The following is a 20,324-nucleotide window of genomic DNA, read 5'->3' as shown; positions in this document are numbered from 1 at the left end:
TAGATACTGAGAGTGGAATTTCAATATCCGGGAGGATCATGGCCGGCGTCGACGAAGCCGGAAGAGGATGTCTTGCGGGGCCGGTAGTCGCAGCCGCCGTCATACTCGATGAAAACCGGCCGATTCACGGACTCAGGGATTCCAAGGCGCTTTCCGAGAAAAAGCGCAACGAGCTCTTTCAGGAAATCCAAGAAAAAGCCCTTGCCTGCTCGGTCGGCATGACCGGAGCCGAGGAGATCGACCGCATAAATATTCTGCGGGCAGCGCTTCTCGCGATGGAAGAAGCCGTTTTGATGTTGCGAAAAAAACCGGACTGCGTCCTCATAGACGGCAACGCGAAGACTTCCCTTCCGATCGAGCAAAGGACGATAGTAAAGGGCGACTCAAAGTGTGCCTCCATAGCGGCCGCTTCAATTGTCGCTAAAGTCACAAGAGACCGCATCATGACCGAGGTGGAAAGGGAATATCCCGGATACGGGTTTTCCCGTCACAAAGGATATCCCACGAAAGAACATCTTAGCGCCCTGAGAAATCTTGGGCCCTGCCCCATACATAGAAAATCCTTTAAAGGTGTCTTATAACTGATTGACATAATTATATCTTGACTTTTTCCTGCTGTTGAAATGTAATATAAGTATGTCTGGAATGCTTTCAGATCTGTCTTTGCCGGACAAGCTTTATTTCAAGATAGGAGAAGTAAGCGAGATCATAGGAGTAAAGCCCTATGTCCTGCGATACTGGGAGACCGAGTTCAAAGAGGTACAACCTATCAGAAGGAAGTCCCAGAGACTTTACGACAAGGACACAATTTATCTCTTCCACAAGATAAAGCACCTGCTCCACGATCAGAAATTCACCATAGCCGGAGTGCAGAAGAGACTTAAGGACGAAAAAAGCGGAAGCGGCAGTATATCCCCCCTCTACTCGGACAAAGCGCTGTTGCGGGAAATTCTAAATGAGTTAAAATCCCTGAGAAAGGATCTCTAAACGGGCCACACCGTGTCCCGTTCGCTTCCGATCCGGCTTCTATTCATACGGGGTGTGGCGCAGTTGGTAGCGCACCGGTCTGGGGGACCGGGGGTCACCGGTTCAAGTCCGGTCACCCCGACCAAATCAAATTCGCAAGTCTGGTTTTAAGGCAAACTCCGTTGTTTTTGCGACTTTCTCTCCACACCGAGACCCTCTGTTGCGAGAAATCCCTGATGGGTTAAAATCTAGCCGGAACTTTATTATTCGGGGTGTAGCGCAGCTTGGTAGCGCACCGGCTTCGGGAGCCGGGGGTCACCGGTTCGAATCCGGTCACCCCGACCATTCCCAGAGATGAAAGCCAAAATACTGCTCTCAAACGATGACGGGGTGAACTCAGAAGGCCTAAAAGCCCTTGGAGACGCCCTATCTCACCTTGGAGAGGTCTACACCGTGGCCCCTGACCGCGACCAGAGCGCTTCAAGCCACTCGCTCAACCTCATGAGACCTCTTAGAATTGAGGAAATCTCAGAAAGAGTATTCTCCGTGGACGGAACTCCCACAGACTGCATTAATCTCGCCGTAAACGGAATTCTGGGTGAAAAGAAACCCGACTTGGTAGTATCCGGAATAAACATGGCCGCCAACTTGGGAGATGACATAACCTATTCGGGAACCGTAAGCGCCGCCATAGAGGCGACCCTCATGAAGATCCCCGCCATAGCGGTGTCGCTTGCGGCAAAAAAGGATTTTCTGTTCTCAACCGCCGCTCATTACTCAAGAGTTGCAGCGGAATTCGTCCTTAAAGCCGGTCTCCCAGAGAACACCCTGCTAAACGTTAACGTGCCTAACCTCCCGCTTGAAGAGATAAAGGGAATCCGGGTTACGCGCCAGGGTAAAAGGGTTTACGAGGCTCCCATAGTGGAGAACACGGACCCCAGGGGAAAGAAATACTACTGGATAGGCGGAAATGAACTTGATTCCCTTAGAATTGAAAACTCAGACATAGTGTCCGTCCTTGAAGGCTACGTGTCCATAACTCCCATAAAGCTTGATATGACTGATTACGGGTTCCTCGAAAAACTCAGAGAAAAATTAGAAAATCATGCTTAAGAGTCTCTATGACTGGATTTTAGGCTGGGCGGACAGAAAGCATGGTCCATGGGCGCTTTCTCTCGTCTCCTTCACGGAAGCATCTTTTTTCCCCATACCTCCAGACCCGCTTCTTATGGCGCTCTGTCTCGGGAACCCCAAAAAATCATATCGTTTCGCTCTTTACTGCTCCGTCTTCTCAATACTGGGAGCTGCAGCGGGGTATCTGATAGGATACTGGGTGTGGGAGCTTGTCGGCGGTTTCTTTCTCTCTCACATAATAACCTCGGAGACGTTCACTATCGTAAGCGACAAATATTCGGAAAACGCGTTTGAAGCCGTTTTGGCCGCGGCCTTCACCCCCATACCTTTTAAGGCGTTTACCGTGACGGCGGGAGTGTTCAAGGTCGATTTTCCAACCTTTATAACCGCCTGTGCGATCGGAAGAACGGCCAGATTCGCGATAATTGCCGCTCTTCTCTCCGTTTTCGGAGCAAGGGTGAAATTGCTTATCGATAAATATTTCAACATATTTACGGTTATATTCTTCATACTGCTTTTGGTTGGGGTATTGCTTCTAAAAAAACTGGGCTGAGGTGCCTGGCAAAGGCTTTGCGGACATGCGGACACAGAAAGCGATTTGTTGGCACGTAACTTGCGGCATAAAAACATATTATGAGCACTAGAAAGGTTGTTTTAATTCCCGGGGACGGTATCGGTCCGGAAATCACCGAGGCAACGAAAAATGTCATCGCGGCTTCCGGAGCCAAGATCGAATGGGTCGTAAGAAGGGCCGGAGTCTCGGCTATCGAAAAATACGGAGAGACCCTGCCGGAAGTTACTCTTGAGGCCATAAGGGAACATAAAGTTGCGCTTAAGGGCCCGTGCATGACGCCCATAGGAGAGGGGTTTTCATCGGTAAACGTGGAACTCAGAAAAAAACTTGACCTCTACGCGGCCGTAAGACCGGTGCGGAGCATTGAAGGCGTGAGGACCAGATTCTCCGACGTGAACATAGTTATTGTACGCGAGAACACAGAAGGTCTTTACAGCGGCGTTGAGAACACCGTCTCTCCCGGAGTCGTGATGAGCATGAAGGTCGCAACCGAGAGGGCATGCGAGAGAATCGCCAGATGGGGGTTTGAATACGCCACGAGAAGAAACAGGAAAAAGGTGACGGTATTTCACAAGGCCAACATAATGAAGATTACGGACGGTCTTTTTATAAGAAAGGCAAGAGAGACAAGCGAACGGTACCCGGATATCGAGTATGAAGAATATATCATAGACGCGGGATGCATGAGACTGGTTCAGGACCCGAGCCAGTTCGACACCCTGCTGCTTGAAAATCTCTACGGCGACGTGATGAGCGATCTCTGCGCCGGTCTTGTCGGAGGACTAGGCGTGGTTCCCGGCGCCAACATAAGCGATGAATATTCAGTCTTTGAAGCGGTGCACGGTTCGGCACCCGATATAGCGGGACTCGAAATAGCGAATCCGCTTGCCCTCATAATGTCAGGGGTAATGATGCTAAGACACCTAGCCGACTCAGAGGGAAGAGAGAATATGAGAGAAGCTGCCGACAAAATAAAAACAGCTTACAATATAGCACTTTCAAACGGCGATGCGACCCAAGATCTGGGAGGCGACCTGAAAACAGCTGATTTTGCCAGGGTTCTTATACAGAATATACTGAAAATATAAACAGGGCACGGCAAAACACTGGTAATCCCCGATGAACAGGAACAAAAAAGTCCCTTTTCCGGTTTTTCTTCTGATCTCAACCGTTCTGAATTTCGTGCTGATTCAGCTTCTCTTCGCGAAGATTCTACCCGACCCCGAAAGTCTTAAATCCCAGCTTGAGAGAACATACATAGAACTTATCGAGATACCCGTTACCGAAGAGACCGAACCCCCCGATAAACCGGCAAGACTCGCCGATAAATCTCACAAGGCGAAAAAAGAAACTACGATAGACGACACTACAAAACTCTCAAGGTCCGTCCCCCGGCCAACGAAGAAAAGCACGCCTCAGAGAAAACCCGCAGGGGCAGTTCAACCTGGAGAGCACGAAAAAAGCACGGAGAGATTCTCTCCTGAAAAAGACCGGGTCGCCATGATACCCGAAGGAGAAAGAAACAAACCGGAAAAAAGAAAAGCGGCCCCCAAAGAACTGTCGAGAAACATCCCCGGTTCTTCCGCTTCGCAAATGGTAAACCCGAGAATAACGGATGTCCCCTTTGACTACAATACCGAAGAGCAGCTTCTCGGGACCAAAAACGTTGAAAAGGAGATTACCGTTGATCTCAACACAACGGAATACAAATACATTTCCTATTTCACGAAGCTGAAAGAGAGGATCTACCAAGTCTGGAAGTATCCGAAGGAGTCGCAGATAAGAAGGGAGCAGGGAAATCTCCGGATCGTCTTCACGCTCAGAAAAGACGGATACCTTGAAAGCGTGAGGATAATCGAGTCTTCGGGTTTCGAGAATCTGGACAGGGAAGTGCTCCGGACAATAAGGGTGGCTTCCCCATACAATCCCTTTCCTGAAAGCTGGGATGAAGAGAAGCTAAAAATACCCGCCACTTTCGATTACAAGCTTCCGAGGTGGGTAAGAAGATATTACAACTGAATCCGTGCCCTCAGAGAATGCTGACCTTCTCCCCCGGGACATCCAGTTCTTTTATCTCGCCGATAAGATAAGCCGTCTCCGAGAGGTCCCCAGCGAGGGAGATAGCTTCTCCGGCCTGCCCCTTGGGCAGTACCGCGATCATTCCTATCCCGCAGTTAAACGTCGAGTACATCTCTTCACAACTTATGTTCCCGGTTTTCATTATCAGGTCAAAAACCGGAGGACCCGGCCAGCTTTGGCCTTGGATCTCCGCGAAAAGTCCGTCGGGAATGACCCTTGAGAGGTTCCCCGGAATCCCGCCCCCCGTTACGTGGGCAAGGGCTTTTACGTCAAACTCTTCGCAGAGCCTGAGTACGGCCTTTGAGTATATGGCCGTGGGTGTGAGAAGCTCCTCTCCGAGTGTCCTTGAGAGACCCGGGGGTTTTGAATCCAGTGAGTAGTCTCCGATGTCAAAAAGCACCTTTCTAGCAAGCGAATAGCCGTTTGAATGAAGACCGCTTGAAGCAAGCCCGATAACCGAGTCGCCGGGCCCTACCCGGCCACCGTCAATGTAGTGACCCTTCTCCACTACTCCCACGCAGAATCCCGCCAGATCAAACTCCCCCTGGGCGTAAAATTCCGGCATCTCGGCCGTCTCGCCTCCCATAAGCACACATCCCGCCTGAATACATCCTTGGCAGATACCCTCCACCACCTCAGCCGCCTGTTGGGAGTCAAGCTTGGATGTAGCCAGGTAGTCGAGAAAAAACAAGGGTCTCGCGCCGCACGTAACCACGTCGTTAACACTCATAGCGACGAGGTCTATGCCTATCGTATCAAATTTGCGAGCCGAAAAAGCTGTCTTGAGCTTCGTGCCGACACCGTCTGTGGCGGATACCAGCAGGGGCTCCCGGAAAGCGCCCGCATCAAACGGAAACGCGCCCGCAAACCCCCCGAGAGGGCTTACTTTCGTCCCGCCGTAGGTCGACTCGACAAGAGGTTTTATAAGCCGCACGAACCTTTCCCCTTCCTCTACGTCAACACCGGCGCTTTTATAAGTGATTTTTTCCGACACGAAAAAAAAGAGGCCGTCTGTTAATTGACGACCTTCATGGACAAGACAGACACCGTCTCGACGGGAACATCCCCCGGCCTGGTCTGAACGGCAGCGATTTTGTCAACAACCTCAATTCCCTCAACCACTTTTCCGAACACCGCATAACCGAAATCACGCGCACCGTGGTCAAGAAAAGCATTGTCCCTGTGGTTTATAAAAAACTGCGACGTAGCGGAATTAACATCGGCGGTTCTGGCCATCGCGATGGTGCCACGGTCATTTTTAAGGCCGTTATCAGCCTCGTTTTTTATCGGGGCCTTGGTCGGCTTCTGCTTCATGTCCGCGGAGATGCCGCCGCCCTGTATCATGAAATTATTTATAACCCTGTGAAATATGGTGCCGTCGTAAAAACCTTCTTCCACGTAGGAAAGAAAATTTGCTACGGTGATCGGCGCCTGCTCTTCATATAACTCAAGTTTTATGTCACCTAACGAAGTTGAAATCAGAACCATTGGTTTTCTCCTTTCTTTTTTACCGCTCGATTCAGCGGACGTATTTTTGTTATGCTCGGAATGAGAGTACCCATCCCCGGGAAAAGCAATAAAAGCGAAAATAAGGCATAAAGCGAAAACAGTTGCGTTTTTCATTGAAACCTCGGGATCGTAGATTTAAGAAGAAACGGAATTTCCTTATTCAAAACAGGCGGTAAGAAGTTCTCCGGGCGCTGCCGGCCTTCTTTTTCCCCGTCGCCCGTAATGATAGCATAAAGAAGCAGAACAGTGAACATCCCGCGAATTTTTATTCCTCCCTCGGGAACAAAGCGCCGTTGCCGTGTTTACAGTGCCACTGACTGAAGGGATAATTACCTGTGCGCCATCCAGGTGCGAATAACCACCAGAAGACGGAGATAAAGACCAATGGGCAGACCCGAATTCGGAGTAATGCTGAGACAGCAGAAAATAGATTTTGAAGAGATAAAGGCCACGGCGCAGTTATGCGACTCGACCGGATACGATTCCGTTTGGTTCTACGATCACGTTCTAGGCCAGGGAATAATAGGTATCGACATCTATGAACCCTGGACTCTAATGTCCGCCCTCTCGACAGTAACGAAGAACGTTAAGCTGGGAACAATGGTTCTCTGCAACCCGTTCAGACACCCTCCCCTGCTTGCCAAGATGGCCTCAACGCTTGACGTGATAAGCAACGGGCGCGTGGAATTCGCAATAGGAGCCGGATGGTTTGAAGAGGAATTTCGCGCTTACGGATACCCCTTCCCTTCAACGAAAGAAAGAATAGAGATGCTGCAAGAAGCGGTCACGATACTCAAACTGATGTGGGAGGATGAAACCGCCTCTTTTGTCGGCAAACATTACAGGGTGGAAAATGCGTTTTGCAACCCCAAGCCTGTTCAACGTCCCCACATTCCAGTATGCATAGGAGGTGCAGGGGAAAGATTCCTCTTAAGAGCAGTGGCGGAACTCGCCGATGAATGGAACTGTCCCGCAACGAGCGCAATCGATTTTGACCACAAGCACTCGATACTCCGGGGGCACTGCGAGGAAGTCGGGAGAGACATAGAAGATATAACGATATCTCAGCAGACCGTCTGCGTTCTGGTTGAGGACAGAAAAGATCTCCCCGAAAAACTCGAAAAGGCCCAGAGACGCTATGGATTCTTCGGAGACATAGAAAAACTCGGGATCGTGGGAACTCCTGAAGACTGCATAGGAAAAATCAACGCGGATCTGGAAAAGGGAATATCCAAGTATACGATTTTCTTCTCCGACGTAATGAATCCCAAGACCATAGAACTTTTCGCAAAAGAGGTAATACCGGAATTCAGATAAGAACCTCTGATACAATCTCTTCACCGATTTGTAAGCAGCCAATTCTTCAGAGTTTTACTCTTGAAACTTGAACCAAGGTGTAATAACTTAATAATTAGGGCATGAGTTTTATGAAAACGGTAACGCTATTTCTTATGTGCATTATGTTGTTCGCCGGTGGCACGGCAAACGCCTTCTCCATATGTCTGATGAATATGCACGAGGCTCCCGCCAAGATGCAGATGGACGGCGACATGGACATGCCTTGCCACAACACAGAAGAATCGCAGGACCAGAATTCAGATCAATGCGACGGTTGCAATTGCCTGCACTGCGTCCAAATGAACGCTTTACCGCTTCAAGAATCAAAAGATAATTACGGAAAAATCGCCATCGGAATTCCTGCCGGTGAGCTTTTCTCCTCCCGCCAAGTCGAAACCCCCTTCCAGCCTCCGAAACACATCTCCTGAGCAATTCGTGCGCTCGCGCGCCGCAAAGGGCTTCGCTTCGGCGTCGCCAGGCTATAATCGAGATTTTCAGGAGGAAACATGAAATCAACAGTTTTCGCTTTATGCTGCGTGGTCCTAATGGGATACGCTTCCCCGTCTCTCTCCCGTCCGGTGTCATATCCGGGCGGCTGGACGGTCATGCAGAAAAACGACAAGAACGCCCATTCTCTTCACGTTCATTATTCGCCAACGGCCAGGTATTCAGTAGGGTACAGGACCGAATACTGGCCCGGGGAGGATTGGCAGTTCCACGGCGTGCAACTTAACTATCTGGTGAAGCGCCACAACGCGCAGGCCTCGCAGGCAAACTTCTATCTTAAAGGCGGCTTGGGAGTGGCTTATGATGACCTTGGATTGCCTGACGGTAAAGCCCAACCTGCCGCATTTACCGATATCGCCCTTGACTGGGAAACTCGACGGTACTTTACGAGTTATGAGAACCGCGTCTACTACGCCGAAGACATAGCGAAGTTCTTCAGGCAGAAAGCGCGAGTGGGAATCGCCCCCTATCTCGGGGACTACGGCGATCTCCACACCTGGCTCATGCTCCAGGTTGACCACGTCACGGGAGAGAGAGACAACATCTCGTTTACGCCTTTTGTACGGTTTTTTAAGAACGAATATCTCGCTGAGGTCGGAATCAGCGACAAAGGTGGGATTTTGTTCAATTTAATAATAAGATTTTAAGGAGAAAACTATGAAAATATCAATCACCGCAATTCTTTTTATGACACTTTTTTTCGCGTTCCAAAGCTATGCGCAGCATGGAGAACACGAACATAACCATGAAGGCCAGGTGTTGGAGCTCCCTGCCGCTTCAAGCGACATGAAAAACGCCGCCTGTGAAGACATCATCAACATCAAGGCCAGCGGGCTTGTATGCGATTTCTGCGCCCGTTCCCTGGAAAAAGTCTTCCTAAAACGCGGCGATGTCGCAGGCATCAATGTTGATCTCGGCAAAGGTTCCATAGTGGTCGCTATGAAGCCCGGATCGACCATTGACGATAAGACTTTAACCAAGCTTATTACGGATTCCGGGTATAACGTGAACGCCATTCAGAGGGGGTGTGAGCATGGATAACACAAATTCCGGCTATGGAGTGAAGCAAACGCTTCTCCCCTCGCTCAGCCTGCTTACGTCCGCTGGAACGCTGGTGTGCTGCGCCCTTCCCGCATTACTGGTGACGATCGGCGCCGGCGCGGTTCTGGCGGGAATTGTAGGCACCGCGCCCTGGCTGGTTGCGTTGTCAGAATACAAGATCTGGACGTTCGGAATATCCGGCGCGATGCTTCTGATCGCCGGAGTCGCGCTTTGGAAGTCAAGAAATGCCCCCTGCCCGATTGACCCGGCGCAAGCCATGGCGTGCACCAGGCTGCGAAAGACGAGCAACTGGATATATCTGTTATCCGTGCTTCTATGGTGCGTGGGCTTTTTCTTCGCCTTTATCGCCGTGAGAGTTTTTTACTGATCTCTCTCGGGTCGCAAGATTAGGGAAACGTCGGGGAAAACCGACGTTTCCCTGGCCTGTAAGGCGCTAGGAATGTTGGTCAGGAATTCTTCTGGTCTCCGAAAGACTCAAGAACCATCTCGGCGAACTCGCCCGCGAATTCCCTTATTCTGTTCGATATACGTTCCTGCGAGGTAGCCCTTTCATATGTGTCGGCCATTCTCATCATCGTATAGTAAAAATGGTAGTTCATCTCTCCCACTTCCATTTTCTTGGTCCAAAGATCTATTACCAAGGATTCCTTTTTCTCGGCGTCCCACATGGAGAGAAAAGCAGCCTCGCAGCGCTTCTCTCCCGGTTCCTCGGATTGGGAAGCCTCCCAGAAAAGTTCCTCGGGAACATTGTCGTCCCCCAGAACTACCTTCAGCTTGATTTCGGCGTCTTTGGACATGGAAAACTCCTTACAGATGTTTTTATGAGAAACGGAAAAAACCCCGCGGAAATTATATCCGGTTTCGATTAAAGAGTCTCAAGGCATGTTCTAATGCGCCTTGCTTCTGCGCAACACAAGAGATGCGGGGATTACCAGGGAAGTTTGCCCATCAGGGGGGCTATCTTGGTACCGAAAAGCGCAACGGTCGCCACTATCCCTATGAAAGCAGCGATGCCGATAGCAACTTTCACAGCGAAAAGCAGGGTCAGTTTGTCTAGCTGTTCAGGGGTAAGTTTCATCTAATGGCCTCCTCCTTTCGACTTGCCGTCAAAGTACGGGTCGCCGAAAGGTATTACCGGGAATCTGTTTACAAACAGAAGGAATGTCGCCACGAATCCCGCTAGAAAACCAAGGGTGATCAGGAAGTGGTTGATGCCGAAAACCAGCTCGTCGGTAAGCGAAGGGATAACCAGCAGGAACTTGTCCATCCAGAGACCCGAGAAAGAAACCGTAGCGATAAAGACGACTATCGGGGTAACTATCTTGTGCGTGCGGGGCAACAGGGAGACAAAAGGAAATATGAAACAGCAGGTGAGGATAGCCCAGGCAAGCGAGCGGAAAGGCTCGTCCACCACTCTTTTTATCACAAACCCGGTCTCTTCCGGCATGTTCGCGTACCAGATCGTAAGGAGCTGGGAGAACATGAGATAAACCCAGAAAAGAGAAAAACCCTGAAGTATCTTTCCCATATCCCAGTAATGATGAAGGGAGAGGTAGTCGTCAAGCCCCAGGTAACGCTTGAGGGGAACCGAAAGTATTATCGTCGCCCCTATGGCGGCTATGAGGCTTCCAATAAAGTAGTAGGGTCCGAAAAGCGTGCTGAACCAGTGAGGATCAAGCGACATCATGAAATCCCAGGCGAAAAGGGAGAAAACAAGGGCGTAAACCACAATTACGGCGGGAGCCAGCTTCTTTAACCTGACGATTCTCTCCCTGCCATTTAGATCCTGTTCTATGGATGTTTTAAGGTAGAAGTAATTCAGAACGAGAAGGATCGCGAAACCTATTACGTTTCTCGCCATCACGAAATTTATGTTAAGCCATATGTCCTTGGGGCTGTGGTAGTGATGATGCGCGTAAGGAAGAATAAACTCCTTTCCGATGAAAAGAACCAGCAGGAGCACCAGAGAGACTATCGTGAAGCTGGCAAAACCCTCGCTTATGCGAAGAAGCCCCCTGCCCCACCTGGCGTTGGTTATCCTGAGTATGCAGGAGAAAACAAGTCCGCCCTGCGCGACTCCCGTCCAGAAAAGAAAATTCACCAGGAAAAGCTGCCAGACCTGCTCGGCGTTCTCCCCCTTGGCGTTAACGACGAAAGCTCCCGCTCCCACAACCGCAAGAGCGACGAAGACCATGAACACCCATCCGGGTATCTGGTTTCTCTTCGCGAGTATCTCCTGATTTACGGCCTGATCCATTGTTTTATTGATTCTCCTTGGCAGAACCCGGGTTCTGAAGTTTCCTTACGTAATTGACCACGTGCCAAGCATCCTGCTCCGATATGTTCTCGCTGTAAGGAGGCATCATCACTTTGCCCCCGTAGCGTATATAGGCGTAGATATAGCCGTCGCTTCTCTGACTTACAGCCGGCGTGGTAAGGTTAACGGGATAAAAACCGAGTCCTTTCTTTATTATGATTCCGTCTCCCAATCCCCCCGGACCGTGGCACACGGCGCACTGCTCCTTGAAAACCTTCGCTCCCCTGGCAAACGACTCTTCGCTTTGCGGGACCGGCCCTTTTTCTATCAATTCGACGCTGTTTCTGTCTTCAAGCTTTGTCTTCTTCCCGTCGGTGGAGATCGAGTTGCGCGGGAAGAGCACGGGCTCCTCATAGGGCTGAATCGAGTCCTGGGACCACATGTCCCAAGACCACGGAAGCGAATGGGCGGAAGAAAGGGAGAGTGTTACCGCAAAAACGAGCGTCGCACACACCTTCAATCCCCCGAGGAAATTGAAAAACCGGGTTTCTCCCGAAACTGTCCGAAAGAACTCTCTATGCCTCATCAAACTTGATCTCTTCAGCTCCCGTAGAATTTAATATCGCTTCGACGGCCCCTATTTTCTCCTTTTCGCATACAACCGCGATGCCGAACTTATCATCAGAGAAACGCTCGTCATAGAGCCTTATCGGGGTTCTTTTTCTTATGAGGGAATTTATTATCAGCCCCAGAAAGGTTGAAAGCGCGCCGAAAAGCACCGTAAGCTCAAAAACAATCACCATGTAGGGAATTATGGAGACTATGGGCTTTGCGCTCACGGCTATGGGCCACGAACTTGAAGTCAGAACCGTAAAGCCGATTCCGCAGGTCGCCCCCAGCAGGCCTCCGAAGAGGGTGAAAAACCGCACCGGGCTCTCCGGCAGATCAATCGCCTCCTCAATCTCGTGGCTCGGGAACGGGGAAAACACCCTCATGTTGCGGTAACCCGCCTCCTTGAGTTTTTCCACGGCCGAAAGAACCGAATCCTGATATGAGTAAATTCCGACTACGCCCTGATCCATCTCTCTCTAACCTCCCTTCTTCTTCGGCACCGGAAGTATTTCCTTCATCTCCGCTATGGAGACTGCCGGCAGAGTCTTCACGAACAGCAAGAAGAACATGAAGAACCACGCAAAACTTCCGATCGTTATGCCGGCCTCGACAAACGATATCTTGTATATGCCCCACGAGCCAGGGTGAAAATCTCTCGAAAGCGATATGACGATGATGTTGAACCGCTCAAACCACATCCCTATGTTTATCAGTATGGAGATGACGAAAAGGGCCTTTATGTTCTTCCTTACCTTCTCCCACCAAAGCACTATCGGAACTACGCAGTTGCATACCACCATCGTCCAGTAGAAAAACGCGTACTCTCCTGTCATTCTGTACACAAACTGTCCCCACTCATAGGGACTTCCGCTGTACCACGCCATGAAAAGTTCCGCCGCATAGGCATAGGTGACTATGCAGGAGGTCAGGATTATGAGCTTCGCCATGCCGTCGTAGTTATCAAGCGTTATGTAGTCCTCGAGGTGGAAAATCTTCCTTATCGGTATGGTAAGCGTTATAACCATCGCGAGTCCCGAGAAGATGGCTCCCGCGACGAAATACGGAGGGAATATGGTGGTGTGCCACCCGGGAACGTTACCCATGGCGAAGTCCCAGGACACTACGCTGTGAACCGAGAGAACAAGCGGCGTGGCGAGGGCCGCGAAATAAAGATACGCCCTAGTGTAGTGAAGCCATTCCCTGTTCGAGCCTTTCCATCCGAAGGAAAGAATCGAGTATATGATTTTTCTCGGAGTTTCCTTCACCTTGTCCCTTATAGCCGCGATGTCGGGAATCATTCCAACCACGAAGAACACCGAACTCACCGTAAGATAGGTGCCTACCGCGAATACGTCCCAGACAAGCGGGGACTTGAAGTTTATCCACAGCTCCCTTGAATTCGGATAGGGTATGAGCCACAGGAAGTTCCATGGTCTTCCGAGGTGGATTATGGGAAAGAGTCCAGCCGTTAGAACCGCGAAAACCGTCATGGCCTCGGCGATTCTGTATATGGACATCCTGAACCTCGCGCGGAACAGGTAAAGTATGGCCGAGATGAGGGTTCCCGAGTGCGCTATTCCGACCCAGAAAACGAAATCGGTTATGTAGACTCCCCAGAAGACCGGGTGACGGTAGCCAGCAACTCCAAGTCCCGTAGCCACCTGGTAGAAAAAGCACGTGACACCGAGTCCCACAAGCGCCACCGTGGGAAGAAAAAGCGCCCACCACTTCGCAGACGGCTTATCTACCATCCTGACTACGTCTTCGGTTATTCTCGCGTAAGTTAAAGGCGTCTGCTGCGTCTGGCTCATCACACTCTTTCCTGTTTGACTTTCTTAAGATAGGTAATCGCGGGCTTGGTGTTTACCACTTCCAGAACCTTGTAGCCCCTCTCATCCTCAGAGAGCACCGACGCCTCGCTTTTCTCGTCAAGCAGGTTGCCGAACACTATGGCGTCGCTCGGACATGCCTGCTCGCAGGCCGTCATAACCTCTCTGTCGCGAAGAAGCCTTCCTTCATCCTTGGCGAGGTCCTTCCCGTAACTTATTCTCTGAACGCAGAAGGTGCATTTTTCCATGATTCCCTTCGACCTCACGGTCACGTCGGGATTAAGCTGCCAGTTAAGCGGCTCGGGGAACTTGTAGGTATACCAGTTGAATCTTCTCACCTTGTATGTGCAGTTGTTCGCGCAGTACCTGGTTCCCACGCAGCGGTTGTATATCATGCCGTTTAGCCCCTCGTGGTTGTGGTAAGTCGCGAAAACCGGACACACAGGCTCGCAAGGAGCGTTTCCGCACTGCTGGCAGAGCATGGGCAGAAATCTCACGTCAAGACTTCCGTCGCTGTTCTTCTCAAAAAATCTCTCTATGCGGATCCAGTTCATCTCGCGGCGTTTCGCTATCTGCTTCTTTCCTACGAATGGAATGTTGTTCTCCGCGGAACACGCCGTCACGCAGGCCCCGCACCCGGTACACTTGTTAAGGTCTATGGCCATTCCCCATCTGTATTTCGAGTATTCTTTTTCCGGGTAGAAATCAGGATGCTTTGAGTGCTCCGATCCATGATGGGCGCCGTTGTGACCAAGCTGGTCAAGAGCGACGGTCTTTGTTACGTGCCTCTCTCCCTGGGTCTTCGTGTACTGTGTCCTTACGAGCAGATCCCTTTTTCTAAGCGATGAAACGCTCGCCTTTGTTGAGAGCAGTGAAAGTCCCCCTGAAAGCGCGTCGGTCGCCGCCGGCAGCAGGGCAAAAGGATTGACTCCCCTTCCCTTCGCGTACCTTCCGTAGGAAGTGTGTCCTTGCCCCAGAGGAATTGCCACAGTATCAGGCCTTATTCCCTCGTAGACGAAAACCTGGACCTCAAAGCTCCCCCCGGGAACATTAACCTTCACGTAAGAACCGTCCTCAAGCCCCATTTTCGCCGCGACCGCGGGATTTATCTCAAGCCACGAATCCCACACGGAAGTGGTAAGAGCGTCGGGAAGTTCCTGAAGCCACGGCTTGTTCGCTCCCCTTCCGTCCAGAAACCTGTAGGAGGGGTAAGCGATCAGGTGGAAACTCCCTTCTCCGCTGAACTTCGGGTCACTGAACGAAACGGAACTTACCTTCGGTGAAAGAGCGACCTCGACGGGCGCGGGAGTGGTCGTTACCAAACCTTTTACGACAAGATCCTCCCAGAATTTCTCAAAGCCCGTTCCGGGAGCGATTATCGCGGCCCTTTCCTTCCAGGCACCTCTCAGATAGTCGTAGTATTTTTTCTCGGCAAATGCATTTTTAAGCGCCTCGACGTTCTTTGAAACCGATATAAGCGTATCTCCCGCGGATTTGGTATTGAAAACGGGTCTCATAACGGGCTGAACGATGCCGGTCACGCTTTTTTTCGGGCTGTAGTCGCCCCAGCTTTCAAAATTAGTGCTTTCGGGAAGGACTAGGTGCGCTTTCTCGGAAGTTTCGTCAAGAAACGCGGAGAGACTCACGATAAACGGCACCTTTTCAAGCGCCTCGGCAACTTTCAGCTCTCCCGGAAGCGTGAAAACCGGGTTCACGTTATGAACGATGAGAATCTCCACCTTGCCCGACCTCATCTCTTCCACGAGCTTCTTCATATCGCCGAAAGTGTTCGCTCCCGAGATTGAGAGCGGATCTGAGAAATCAACCGTCTCGCCGATGTTTCCGGCAAGGTAGTTCAGTATGTTCACGGCAACCATGGTCTCGGTGGCGTTCGATCCGGTGTTGGCGGCACCACCTCCTATCGCGAGGCTCTTAGAAGCTGTGAAGTCGCGGGCGATTTTCTCTATCGTGTCTGCGGACACTTCGGTGAGCGCTGCGACTTTCTCGGGTGTGTATCCGGAGACCATTTTCGCTACAGGCCCGGCGGCAACCTTGTTAAGGCCCTTTGAGATCATCACGTTGGCGATCCCGAGAGCAAGGTACTGCTCGGTACCCGGCTTTGCCGCGATCCATGTGTCGGCGTTTGAAGCGGTCATTCCGGAGCGCGGTTCTATATGGACTATCTGGCCGGTTTTTCCATGATCTATGTCTCTTAGCTTTGAATGTCCAATGGAGTTTGAAACCGTGGAAAGCCACGTCTCAAGATAATCAGCCCCGAAGGAGAGAAGATAGTCCGCTTTGTCTATCCTGTAGGAAGGAATTTCGTCTCTTCCGAAAACTATTGAGTTTGCTTTTCTGATGGGTTCGTGGGAAAAAGTCTCGTAAACGTAATGCTTTCCCCTCAGGGGTTTTAGGAACTCAGCCACGAACTTTGAGTAAGTTCCCGATATGTCATTGCTCAGATAGACGATCTTTCCCGAGCCGAGAGAATTTAATTTCTCTGCGAGTATTTCCTCGCCCCGCTGCCAGCCTGCGGCTTCGAATCTTTGGGTTTCAGGGTTGCGTACAAGCGGCGAGCGTACTCTGTCGGGATTGTAAAGACCCTGAAGAGACGCCTGACCCACGGCGCACGTCTTGCCCATGTTTATCGGGCTCTCAGGGTTGCCTTCAACCTTTATGGCCCGGCCCTCGCGGTTTTTCACCACAAGACCGCAGCCGGAAGAACACTCCCTGCAGGTCGTTGTGTAGAACTTCGGCACTCCGGGAATAACGTTTTCAGGAGGAATAACATAAGGAATTATCTGCTCGACGGGTTCCGAACAGCTTCCGGCAACTGCGGCCGTACCGCCCACCACTCCGAGCACCTTCAGAAAATCCCTTCTTTTCATACCCTCTTTTCCTTTCTTTTCTTTCCGAGACATATATCCCCTCCGCCCTAGTAATGGCAGGTCAGACAATCCTTAAGCTCAGTTTTGTGCTGCTCGTCGTCAGCATTTTCCTCGTGACACGATATGCAGAACCCCATCGTAAGGTCCTTTGCCTTGTGAACCACGTCCATTTTCTCCACTTCCCCGTGACAGGTACTGCACTCAAATCCGCGCTTTATGTGCCTTTTATGGTTAAACCGCACAAACTCCGGCATTCCCGCGGAGGTCGTGCCGTACATTCCAGTAACCTTTACCCACGGTATCGGTTCCTGCCTTCGCCAGTAACCCTTTACCTTGTTTATCTCCTCTCTTATGTTGATCGTCTGCCCCCCCTGCGTTGTGTATTCAACGTCCCTTCCGGCAACATAGGAATGACATCCCATGCACTTCTGCATCGAGGGAATACCGGGATGGGGAGAAACTTCCGTGTAACTGTGGCATGTCTCACACTTTATCTTGTTGTCCCCGGCGTGTATCTTGTGGCTGAAGAGAACGGGTTGCGCGGGCCCTTTGTCCCTGCTCTCGGCGCTTTCTGCGTACAGGAAAAAGCCTGCCGATATAAACAAAGCGGTTATAGCAATACGCAGAAATCTCTGTCTCTCTCTCTTCATTTTAAGACTTGCTAAAAAACGGGTTAATCAATCAGGAAGCAGATTTGATCGGCTAGTATTATTAGCACGTTCTTGCGATCTGTCAAGCACTCGGGGGTCGCATTGGAGAAACCGCGAAATTCATAGGGAAAAAAGTCTGTAGTGAGCAGTTCCGGCCCGGAAAAATCACCATCCCGTTTTCCGAGAAAGCTCTTCCAAAAAGGCGTCCGCCGAGAAATTTCCCCCGAAAAGCGGGGAAAAACAGCTCTCCCCTGCCTCGCTGAGTTCGGAAAAGGAACCGCCCTCAACATTAAGCCCCGGAAAATGGGGCAAAACCCCCAGTATGTTCACTGAAAAAACATCCCTCAAAACGGCCGGGTTGGTCACAGAAGCCACATCCGCAGGTTCTGGAAAACCGTTTATCACGACCCCTAGCACACGGGCGTCTTTCTGCCTCGCGTACTCAAGCGAAAGAGCTATATGGTTAAGGGTGCCAAGCCCCGGACGCGCGACTATAACCATCGGAGCATCAAGATCAACAGCAAGATCAGCCATCATGTAGCTTTCGGTAACGGGCACGGAGAGACCTCCGGCGCCTTCAATAAGGGTCACGTCGTTTTGCGATATGTAATCCCGCGTATGTTCTATTATATCCTCGAGGGGAATCTCAACCCCTTCAATCGAGGCTGCGCGGTAGGGGGAAAGAGGAGTTCGCAGTCGACAGGGAGAAACCTCTGACAGCACAAAGTCCTCCCCTAAAAATCCGTAGATGAATTCAGCGTCACTCAGACCGTCAAGTTCCGTTCCCGTCTGAAACGGCTTTATTACCCCGGTCAGAAGGCCTTTTCCCCGGAGGAGGACCGCAAGTGCCGCGGTAACCGCGGTTTTACCCACTCCCGTGTCGGTGCCGGTGATGAAAACGGCTTTGGGAAGATCTTTCATCAAAATTAGCGGCGGGAAAACTACAAACCCAGCTCTTTTACCTTCTCGGCTATCTCTTCGGCGTGAGACGAGGTTTTCACCTTTTTCCAGATATGGGCTATCCTGCCTCCTTTTTCAATAAGGAAGGTGAATCTGCGGGCGGAACCGAACTTGCTTCTTGCCCCGTAGAGATCCACTATCTCCCTGCTTTTGTCGCTAAGCAGAGGGAAATTAAGCGAAAACTTGTCTCTGAAGTTCTCATGGGACTTCACCCCGTCTGTGCTTACCCCCAGGACCTGCACTCCAAGGGACGCAAGCTCCTCCTCCGCGTCGCGAAGCGAACAGGCTTCCTTCGTACAGCCTGAAGTGTTGTCCCTGGGGTAAAAGTAAAGCGCCACGGTCCCTTTTGAATAGAAGTCGCTCAGTTTTATCTTCTCAGCTCCGTAGGTCTCGGCTTCAAAATCGGGGGCATGGCTCCCTATCTCAAGATCTTTTCCCATTTCCAACCTCCTTGATCGTGCCAGCCAGCACAGTAGCGCGGATCAGAACATCCCCAGACTTTCCTTTGCCGCTTCGCTCATCTTCCCCGGATCCCAGGGAGGGTCCCACACGATCTCTATGTTCACCTCGGAAACTCCGTCAAGCTCTTCGACAAGGTACTTGGCCTCGGCAACTATCTGTGTTGCGGCGGGACATCCAGGAGATGTCATCGTCATATCGATATCCACATGGGAACCTTCTACGGCAACCCGGTAGACAAGGCCCAGATTAACTATATCTATCGGTATCTCGGGATCGTATATGTCGCCGAGCACCTCCATCACGTCACCTTCGCTGACTTCGGGTCTCTCAGTTGCCTCGCTCATCAAAGTACACCTTAAAGTAAAAATATCATTCCCCGACCTACAACTCAACACCGCATCTGGGACAGAAGATATCCGATGCTCCATATTCGTAGTATTCGCCGCAGTGAGGACAAAGCTTTACCTTGGGCCTAGTAATGAACCAGAGCGGCAAAAACAGTATCAGGATGAAGAACACGCCGAGGAACCACAAAAACGCCCTCCCAGTGGTCTTGCCCCTGTTTTTCGCGTCCGAGTAGACCCAGAAAGCTACTATAAACGCAATGGCCAGTCCAAGAAGCTCCATGATCGGTTCTCTCCCCTATCCTATTGATCTTATTGCCGCAAGCGCCGCCTCGTAATCGGGCTCGTTCACTATATCGCCTACGTATTCAACATGAGCAAGCGTGTTATCGGGACCCACAACAAAAATCGAGCGAGCAAGAAGACGGTTTTCCTTTATAAGCACCCCGTAGGCCTCGCCGAAAGAAGCGTACTGGTAATCAGATGCTGTTCTTACCCTCTCCACTCCGGCGGCCGCGCAGTAGCGGCTCTGCGCAAACGGAAGATCCATGCTCACCGTTATTATCTGTACCGAGTCCGAAAGCCCCGCGGCTTCCTCGTTGAACCTCTTTATCTGAACATCGCAGACCGGAGTGTCCACTGAAACCACGACGTTGAAAACCTTTACGTCGTCACCAAAGCTCCCAAGATCTACCTCGCTCCCAAAAGCCTCCATGCACCTGAAATCGGGAGCTTTATCGCCCTTTTTGAGCTCGGGACCGATAAGCGTGATCGGATTGCCCTTCATTTTTACAGCGTCATCTCTTTCCATTTGCCTTTTTCCTCCTTATGACCGTTTTTCTTCAATTTCAAGATTTATTTTCTTGGCCGTCACGTTCGCGTCGTAAATTGAAATCCCCGCGATAAAAAGCGTCGCAAGAGAATACCCCGCAACCAGAGTAAGGGTATCGCGGGGAACATCGCCAAGCGCCCCTGCGTCCGCAAACTGAAGGAAAATCTCAAGCGGCTCGCGGGAAAGCATGTTAACGATGATCACGAGAGCGAATATCGACACGGCCTTAGCAAACTGTCCGTTGTAAAGCTGGCCCAGTCCCGGAAAAAAAAGGGACAGCAAAACTGCCAGCCAAGGTCTTTTTCTTCCTTCTTTATTCAT

Annotated in this window: 26 protein-coding genes and 2 tRNA genes; 13 read left to right on the top strand and 15 right to left on the bottom strand. The window is 50.9% G+C overall.

The genetic code is table 11. The annotated features are described in order from the left end of the window. Window positions 1-38: 38 nt before the first annotated feature. The 8 genes from F4X55_02260 (at window position 39) to F4X55_02225 (ending at window position 4,693) form a co-directional block, all read left to right on the top strand. On the top strand, window positions 39-581 hold the full coding sequence (locus tag F4X55_02260) for a ribonuclease HII (GenBank protein ID MYC39829.1): 543 nt from the start codon (window positions 39-41) through the stop codon (window positions 579-581). A gap of 64 nt (window positions 582-645) precedes the next feature. Further along, window positions 646-987 carry a MerR family transcriptional regulator gene (locus F4X55_02255; GenBank protein MYC39828.1) on the top strand — a complete coding sequence of 114 codons (342 nt, stop codon included), beginning with the start codon at window positions 646-648 and terminating at the stop codon, window positions 985-987. Window positions 988-1,035: 48 nt separating this feature from the next. Then, window positions 1,036-1,111, top strand: a tRNA-Pro gene (locus F4X55_02250). A gap of 123 nt (window positions 1,112-1,234) precedes the next feature. Then, window positions 1,235-1,311, top strand: a tRNA-Pro gene (locus tag F4X55_02245). A 9-nt stretch (window positions 1,312-1,320) separates the two neighbouring features. Continuing rightward, window positions 1,321-2,079, top strand: a complete 759-nt coding sequence (surE, locus tag F4X55_02240) for a 5'/3'-nucleotidase SurE (protein ID MYC39827.1) — start codon at window positions 1,321-1,323, stop codon at window positions 2,077-2,079. Continuing rightward, a complete protein-coding gene (locus tag F4X55_02235) occupies window positions 2,072-2,653 on the top strand; it encodes a DedA family protein (protein ID MYC39826.1) in 582 nt (193 codons plus the stop codon). The genes surE and F4X55_02235 overlap by 8 nt, the downstream gene beginning before the upstream one ends. An 80-nt stretch (window positions 2,654-2,733) precedes the next feature. Beyond that, window positions 2,734-3,762: an isocitrate/isopropylmalate dehydrogenase family protein gene (locus F4X55_02230; protein ID MYC39825.1), complete on the top strand. Its 1,029-nt coding sequence runs from the start codon at window positions 2,734-2,736 to the stop codon at window positions 3,760-3,762. Window positions 3,763-3,793: 31 nt separating this feature from the next. Further along, window positions 3,794-4,693 (top strand): energy transducer TonB, encoded by a 900-nt coding sequence (locus tag F4X55_02225; GenBank protein MYC39824.1) that lies wholly within the window; start codon window positions 3,794-3,796, stop codon window positions 4,691-4,693. A gap of 10 nt (window positions 4,694-4,703) precedes the next feature. Here the strand turns inward: F4X55_02225 and F4X55_02220 are convergent, their stop codons facing one another. Then, window positions 4,704-5,747 (bottom strand): phosphoribosylformylglycinamidine cyclo-ligase, encoded by a 1,044-nt coding sequence (locus F4X55_02220; GenBank protein MYC39823.1) that lies wholly within the window; start codon window positions 5,745-5,747, stop codon window positions 4,704-4,706. Window positions 5,748-5,767: 20 nt separating this feature from the next. After that, window positions 5,768-6,376 (bottom strand): peptidylprolyl isomerase A, encoded by a 609-nt coding sequence (locus F4X55_02215; GenBank protein ID MYC39822.1) that lies wholly within the window; start codon window positions 6,374-6,376, stop codon window positions 5,768-5,770. 270 nt (window positions 6,377-6,646) lie between these two features. On the opposite strand from F4X55_02215, the gene F4X55_02210 reads away from it, so the two are divergent. The 5 genes from F4X55_02210 (at window position 6,647) to F4X55_02190 (ending at window position 9,536) form a co-directional block, all read left to right on the top strand. Then, complete coding sequence (locus tag F4X55_02210; GenBank protein MYC39821.1) at window positions 6,647-7,579, top strand: TIGR03560 family F420-dependent LLM class oxidoreductase; 933 nt, start codon at window positions 6,647-6,649, stop codon at window positions 7,577-7,579. A gap of 110 nt (window positions 7,580-7,689) precedes the next feature. Beyond that, a complete protein-coding gene (locus F4X55_02205) occupies window positions 7,690-8,028 on the top strand; it encodes a hypothetical protein (protein MYC39820.1) in 339 nt (112 codons plus the stop codon). Window positions 8,029-8,106: 78 nt separating this feature from the next. Continuing rightward, entirely contained in the window at window positions 8,107-8,754 is a 648-nt protein-coding gene (locus tag F4X55_02200) for a hypothetical protein (GenBank protein MYC39819.1), read from the top strand. A gap of 10 nt (window positions 8,755-8,764) precedes the next feature. Continuing rightward, window positions 8,765-9,148: a heavy-metal-associated domain-containing protein gene (locus tag F4X55_02195; GenBank protein ID MYC39818.1), complete on the top strand. Its 384-nt coding sequence runs from the start codon at window positions 8,765-8,767 to the stop codon at window positions 9,146-9,148. Further along, window positions 9,141-9,536, top strand: coding sequence for a hypothetical protein (locus F4X55_02190; GenBank protein MYC39817.1), 396 nt, complete (start codon window positions 9,141-9,143; stop codon window positions 9,534-9,536). Before F4X55_02195 ends, F4X55_02190 begins: the two co-directional genes overlap by 8 nt. A 79-nt stretch (window positions 9,537-9,615) precedes the next feature. On the opposite strand, the gene F4X55_02185 is transcribed toward F4X55_02190, so the two are convergent. The 13 genes from F4X55_02185 to F4X55_02125 all read right to left on the bottom strand — a co-directional run bounded on the left by F4X55_02185 (window position 9,616) and on the right by F4X55_02125 (window position 20,324). Next, window positions 9,616-9,966 carry a gliding motility protein GldC gene (locus tag F4X55_02185; protein ID MYC39816.1) on the bottom strand — a complete coding sequence of 117 codons (351 nt, stop codon included), beginning with the start codon at window positions 9,964-9,966 and terminating at the stop codon, window positions 9,616-9,618. Between the two features lie 281 nt (window positions 9,967-10,247). Next, complete coding sequence (locus F4X55_02180) at window positions 10,248-11,426, bottom strand: hypothetical protein (GenBank protein MYC39815.1); 1,179 nt, start codon at window positions 11,424-11,426, stop codon at window positions 10,248-10,250. A gap of 4 nt (window positions 11,427-11,430) precedes the next feature. Continuing rightward, entirely contained in the window at window positions 11,431-12,012 is a 582-nt protein-coding gene (locus F4X55_02175) for a c-type cytochrome (GenBank protein MYC39814.1), read from the bottom strand. Then, window positions 12,002-12,508: a DUF3341 domain-containing protein gene (locus F4X55_02170; GenBank protein MYC39813.1), complete on the bottom strand. Its 507-nt coding sequence runs from the start codon at window positions 12,506-12,508 to the stop codon at window positions 12,002-12,004. Before F4X55_02170 ends, F4X55_02175 begins: the two co-directional genes overlap by 11 nt. Before the next feature lie 6 nt (window positions 12,509-12,514). Further along, the gene (locus tag F4X55_02165; GenBank protein MYC39812.1) at window positions 12,515-13,849 is read right to left on the bottom strand and encodes a hydrogenase; all 1,335 of its coding nucleotides are present in this window, start codon (window positions 13,847-13,849) and stop codon (window positions 12,515-12,517) included. After that, complete coding sequence (locus F4X55_02160) at window positions 13,849-16,788, bottom strand: molybdopterin-dependent oxidoreductase (GenBank protein MYC39811.1); 2,940 nt, start codon at window positions 16,786-16,788, stop codon at window positions 13,849-13,851. Before F4X55_02160 ends, F4X55_02165 begins: the two co-directional genes overlap by 1 nt. A gap of 14 nt (window positions 16,789-16,802) precedes the next feature. Continuing rightward, entirely contained in the window at window positions 16,803-17,405 is a 603-nt protein-coding gene (locus tag F4X55_02155; protein MYC39810.1) for a cytochrome c3 family protein, read from the bottom strand. A 165-nt stretch (window positions 17,406-17,570) separates the two neighbouring features. Continuing rightward, window positions 17,571-18,326 carry a dethiobiotin synthase gene (gene bioD, locus F4X55_02150; GenBank protein MYC39809.1) on the bottom strand — a complete coding sequence of 252 codons (756 nt, stop codon included), beginning with the start codon at window positions 18,324-18,326 and terminating at the stop codon, window positions 17,571-17,573. Between the two features lie 20 nt (window positions 18,327-18,346). Beyond that, window positions 18,347-18,805, bottom strand: a complete 459-nt coding sequence (locus F4X55_02145; GenBank protein MYC39808.1) for a peroxiredoxin — start codon at window positions 18,803-18,805, stop codon at window positions 18,347-18,349. Window positions 18,806-18,847: 42 nt separating this feature from the next. Next, complete coding sequence (locus tag F4X55_02140; GenBank protein MYC39807.1) at window positions 18,848-19,171, bottom strand: DUF59 domain-containing protein; 324 nt, start codon at window positions 19,169-19,171, stop codon at window positions 18,848-18,850. 37 nt (window positions 19,172-19,208) lie between these two features. Then, window positions 19,209-19,454 carry a hypothetical protein gene (locus F4X55_02135; protein MYC39806.1) on the bottom strand — a complete coding sequence of 82 codons (246 nt, stop codon included), beginning with the start codon at window positions 19,452-19,454 and terminating at the stop codon, window positions 19,209-19,211. 15 nt (window positions 19,455-19,469) lie between these two features. After that, window positions 19,470-19,982, bottom strand: a complete 513-nt coding sequence (locus F4X55_02130) for a thiol peroxidase (protein MYC39805.1) — start codon at window positions 19,980-19,982, stop codon at window positions 19,470-19,472. Between the two features lie 15 nt (window positions 19,983-19,997). Further along, entirely contained in the window at window positions 19,998-20,324 is a 327-nt protein-coding gene (locus tag F4X55_02125) for a hypothetical protein (GenBank protein ID MYC39804.1), read from the bottom strand.

Source organism: Candidatus Dadabacteria bacterium, from assembly GCA_009840385.1.
Taxonomy (GTDB): domain Bacteria; phylum Desulfobacterota_D; class UBA1144; order Nemesobacterales; family Nemesobacteraceae; genus Nemesobacter; species Nemesobacter australis.
This window is presented reverse-complemented; position numbering and strand designations above follow the sequence as displayed.

Excerpts from the sequence above, each read along its gene's own strand:
- F4X55_02260 (MYC39829.1), top strand. The coding sequence starts at position 39 with ATGGCCGGCGTCGACGAAGCCGGAAGAGGATGTCTTGCGGGGCCGGTA.
- F4X55_02255 (MYC39828.1), top strand. The coding sequence starts at position 646 with ATGCTTTCAGATCTGTCTTTGCCGGACAAGCTTTATTTCAAGATAGGA.
- surE (MYC39827.1), top strand. The coding sequence starts at position 1,321 with ATGAAAGCCAAAATACTGCTCTCAAACGATGACGGGGTGAACTCAGAA.
- F4X55_02235 (MYC39826.1), top strand. The coding sequence starts at position 2,072 with ATGCTTAAGAGTCTCTATGACTGGATTTTAGGCTGGGCGGACAGAAAG.
- F4X55_02230 (MYC39825.1), top strand. The coding sequence starts at position 2,734 with ATGAGCACTAGAAAGGTTGTTTTAATTCCCGGGGACGGTATCGGTCCG.
- F4X55_02225 (MYC39824.1), top strand. The coding sequence starts at position 3,794 with ATGAACAGGAACAAAAAAGTCCCTTTTCCGGTTTTTCTTCTGATCTCA.
- F4X55_02215 (MYC39822.1), bottom strand. The coding sequence starts at position 6,376 with ATGAAAAACGCAACTGTTTTCGCTTTATGCCTTATTTTCGCTTTTATT.
- F4X55_02210 (MYC39821.1), top strand. The coding sequence starts at position 6,647 with ATGGGCAGACCCGAATTCGGAGTAATGCTGAGACAGCAGAAAATAGAT.
- F4X55_02205 (MYC39820.1), top strand. The coding sequence starts at position 7,690 with ATGAAAACGGTAACGCTATTTCTTATGTGCATTATGTTGTTCGCCGGT.
- F4X55_02200 (MYC39819.1), top strand. The coding sequence starts at position 8,107 with ATGAAATCAACAGTTTTCGCTTTATGCTGCGTGGTCCTAATGGGATAC.
- F4X55_02195 (MYC39818.1), top strand. The coding sequence starts at position 8,765 with ATGAAAATATCAATCACCGCAATTCTTTTTATGACACTTTTTTTCGCG.
- F4X55_02190 (MYC39817.1), top strand. The coding sequence starts at position 9,141 with ATGGATAACACAAATTCCGGCTATGGAGTGAAGCAAACGCTTCTCCCC.
- F4X55_02185 (MYC39816.1), bottom strand. The coding sequence starts at position 9,966 with ATGTCCAAAGACGCCGAAATCAAGCTGAAGGTAGTTCTGGGGGACGAC.
- F4X55_02180 (MYC39815.1), bottom strand. The coding sequence starts at position 11,426 with ATGGATCAGGCCGTAAATCAGGAGATACTCGCGAAGAGAAACCAGATA.
- F4X55_02175 (MYC39814.1), bottom strand. The coding sequence starts at position 12,012 with ATGAGGCATAGAGAGTTCTTTCGGACAGTTTCGGGAGAAACCCGGTTT.
- F4X55_02170 (MYC39813.1), bottom strand. The coding sequence starts at position 12,508 with ATGGATCAGGGCGTAGTCGGAATTTACTCATATCAGGATTCGGTTCTT.
- F4X55_02165 (MYC39812.1), bottom strand. The coding sequence starts at position 13,849 with ATGAGCCAGACGCAGCAGACGCCTTTAACTTACGCGAGAATAACCGAA.
- F4X55_02160 (MYC39811.1), bottom strand. The coding sequence starts at position 16,788 with ATGTCTCGGAAAGAAAAGAAAGGAAAAGAGGGTATGAAAAGAAGGGAT.
- F4X55_02155 (MYC39810.1), bottom strand. The coding sequence starts at position 17,405 with ATGAAGAGAGAGAGACAGAGATTTCTGCGTATTGCTATAACCGCTTTG.
- bioD (MYC39809.1), bottom strand. The coding sequence starts at position 18,326 with ATGAAAGATCTTCCCAAAGCCGTTTTCATCACCGGCACCGACACGGGA.
- F4X55_02145 (MYC39808.1), bottom strand. The coding sequence starts at position 18,805 with ATGGGAAAAGATCTTGAGATAGGGAGCCATGCCCCCGATTTTGAAGCC.
- F4X55_02140 (MYC39807.1), bottom strand. The coding sequence starts at position 19,171 with ATGAGCGAGGCAACTGAGAGACCCGAAGTCAGCGAAGGTGACGTGATG.
- F4X55_02135 (MYC39806.1), bottom strand. The coding sequence starts at position 19,454 with ATGGAGCTTCTTGGACTGGCCATTGCGTTTATAGTAGCTTTCTGGGTC.
- F4X55_02130 (MYC39805.1), bottom strand. The coding sequence starts at position 19,982 with ATGGAAAGAGATGACGCTGTAAAAATGAAGGGCAATCCGATCACGCTT.
- F4X55_02125 (MYC39804.1), bottom strand. The coding sequence starts at position 20,324 with ATGAATAAAGAAGGAAGAAAAAGACCTTGGCTGGCAGTTTTGCTGTCC.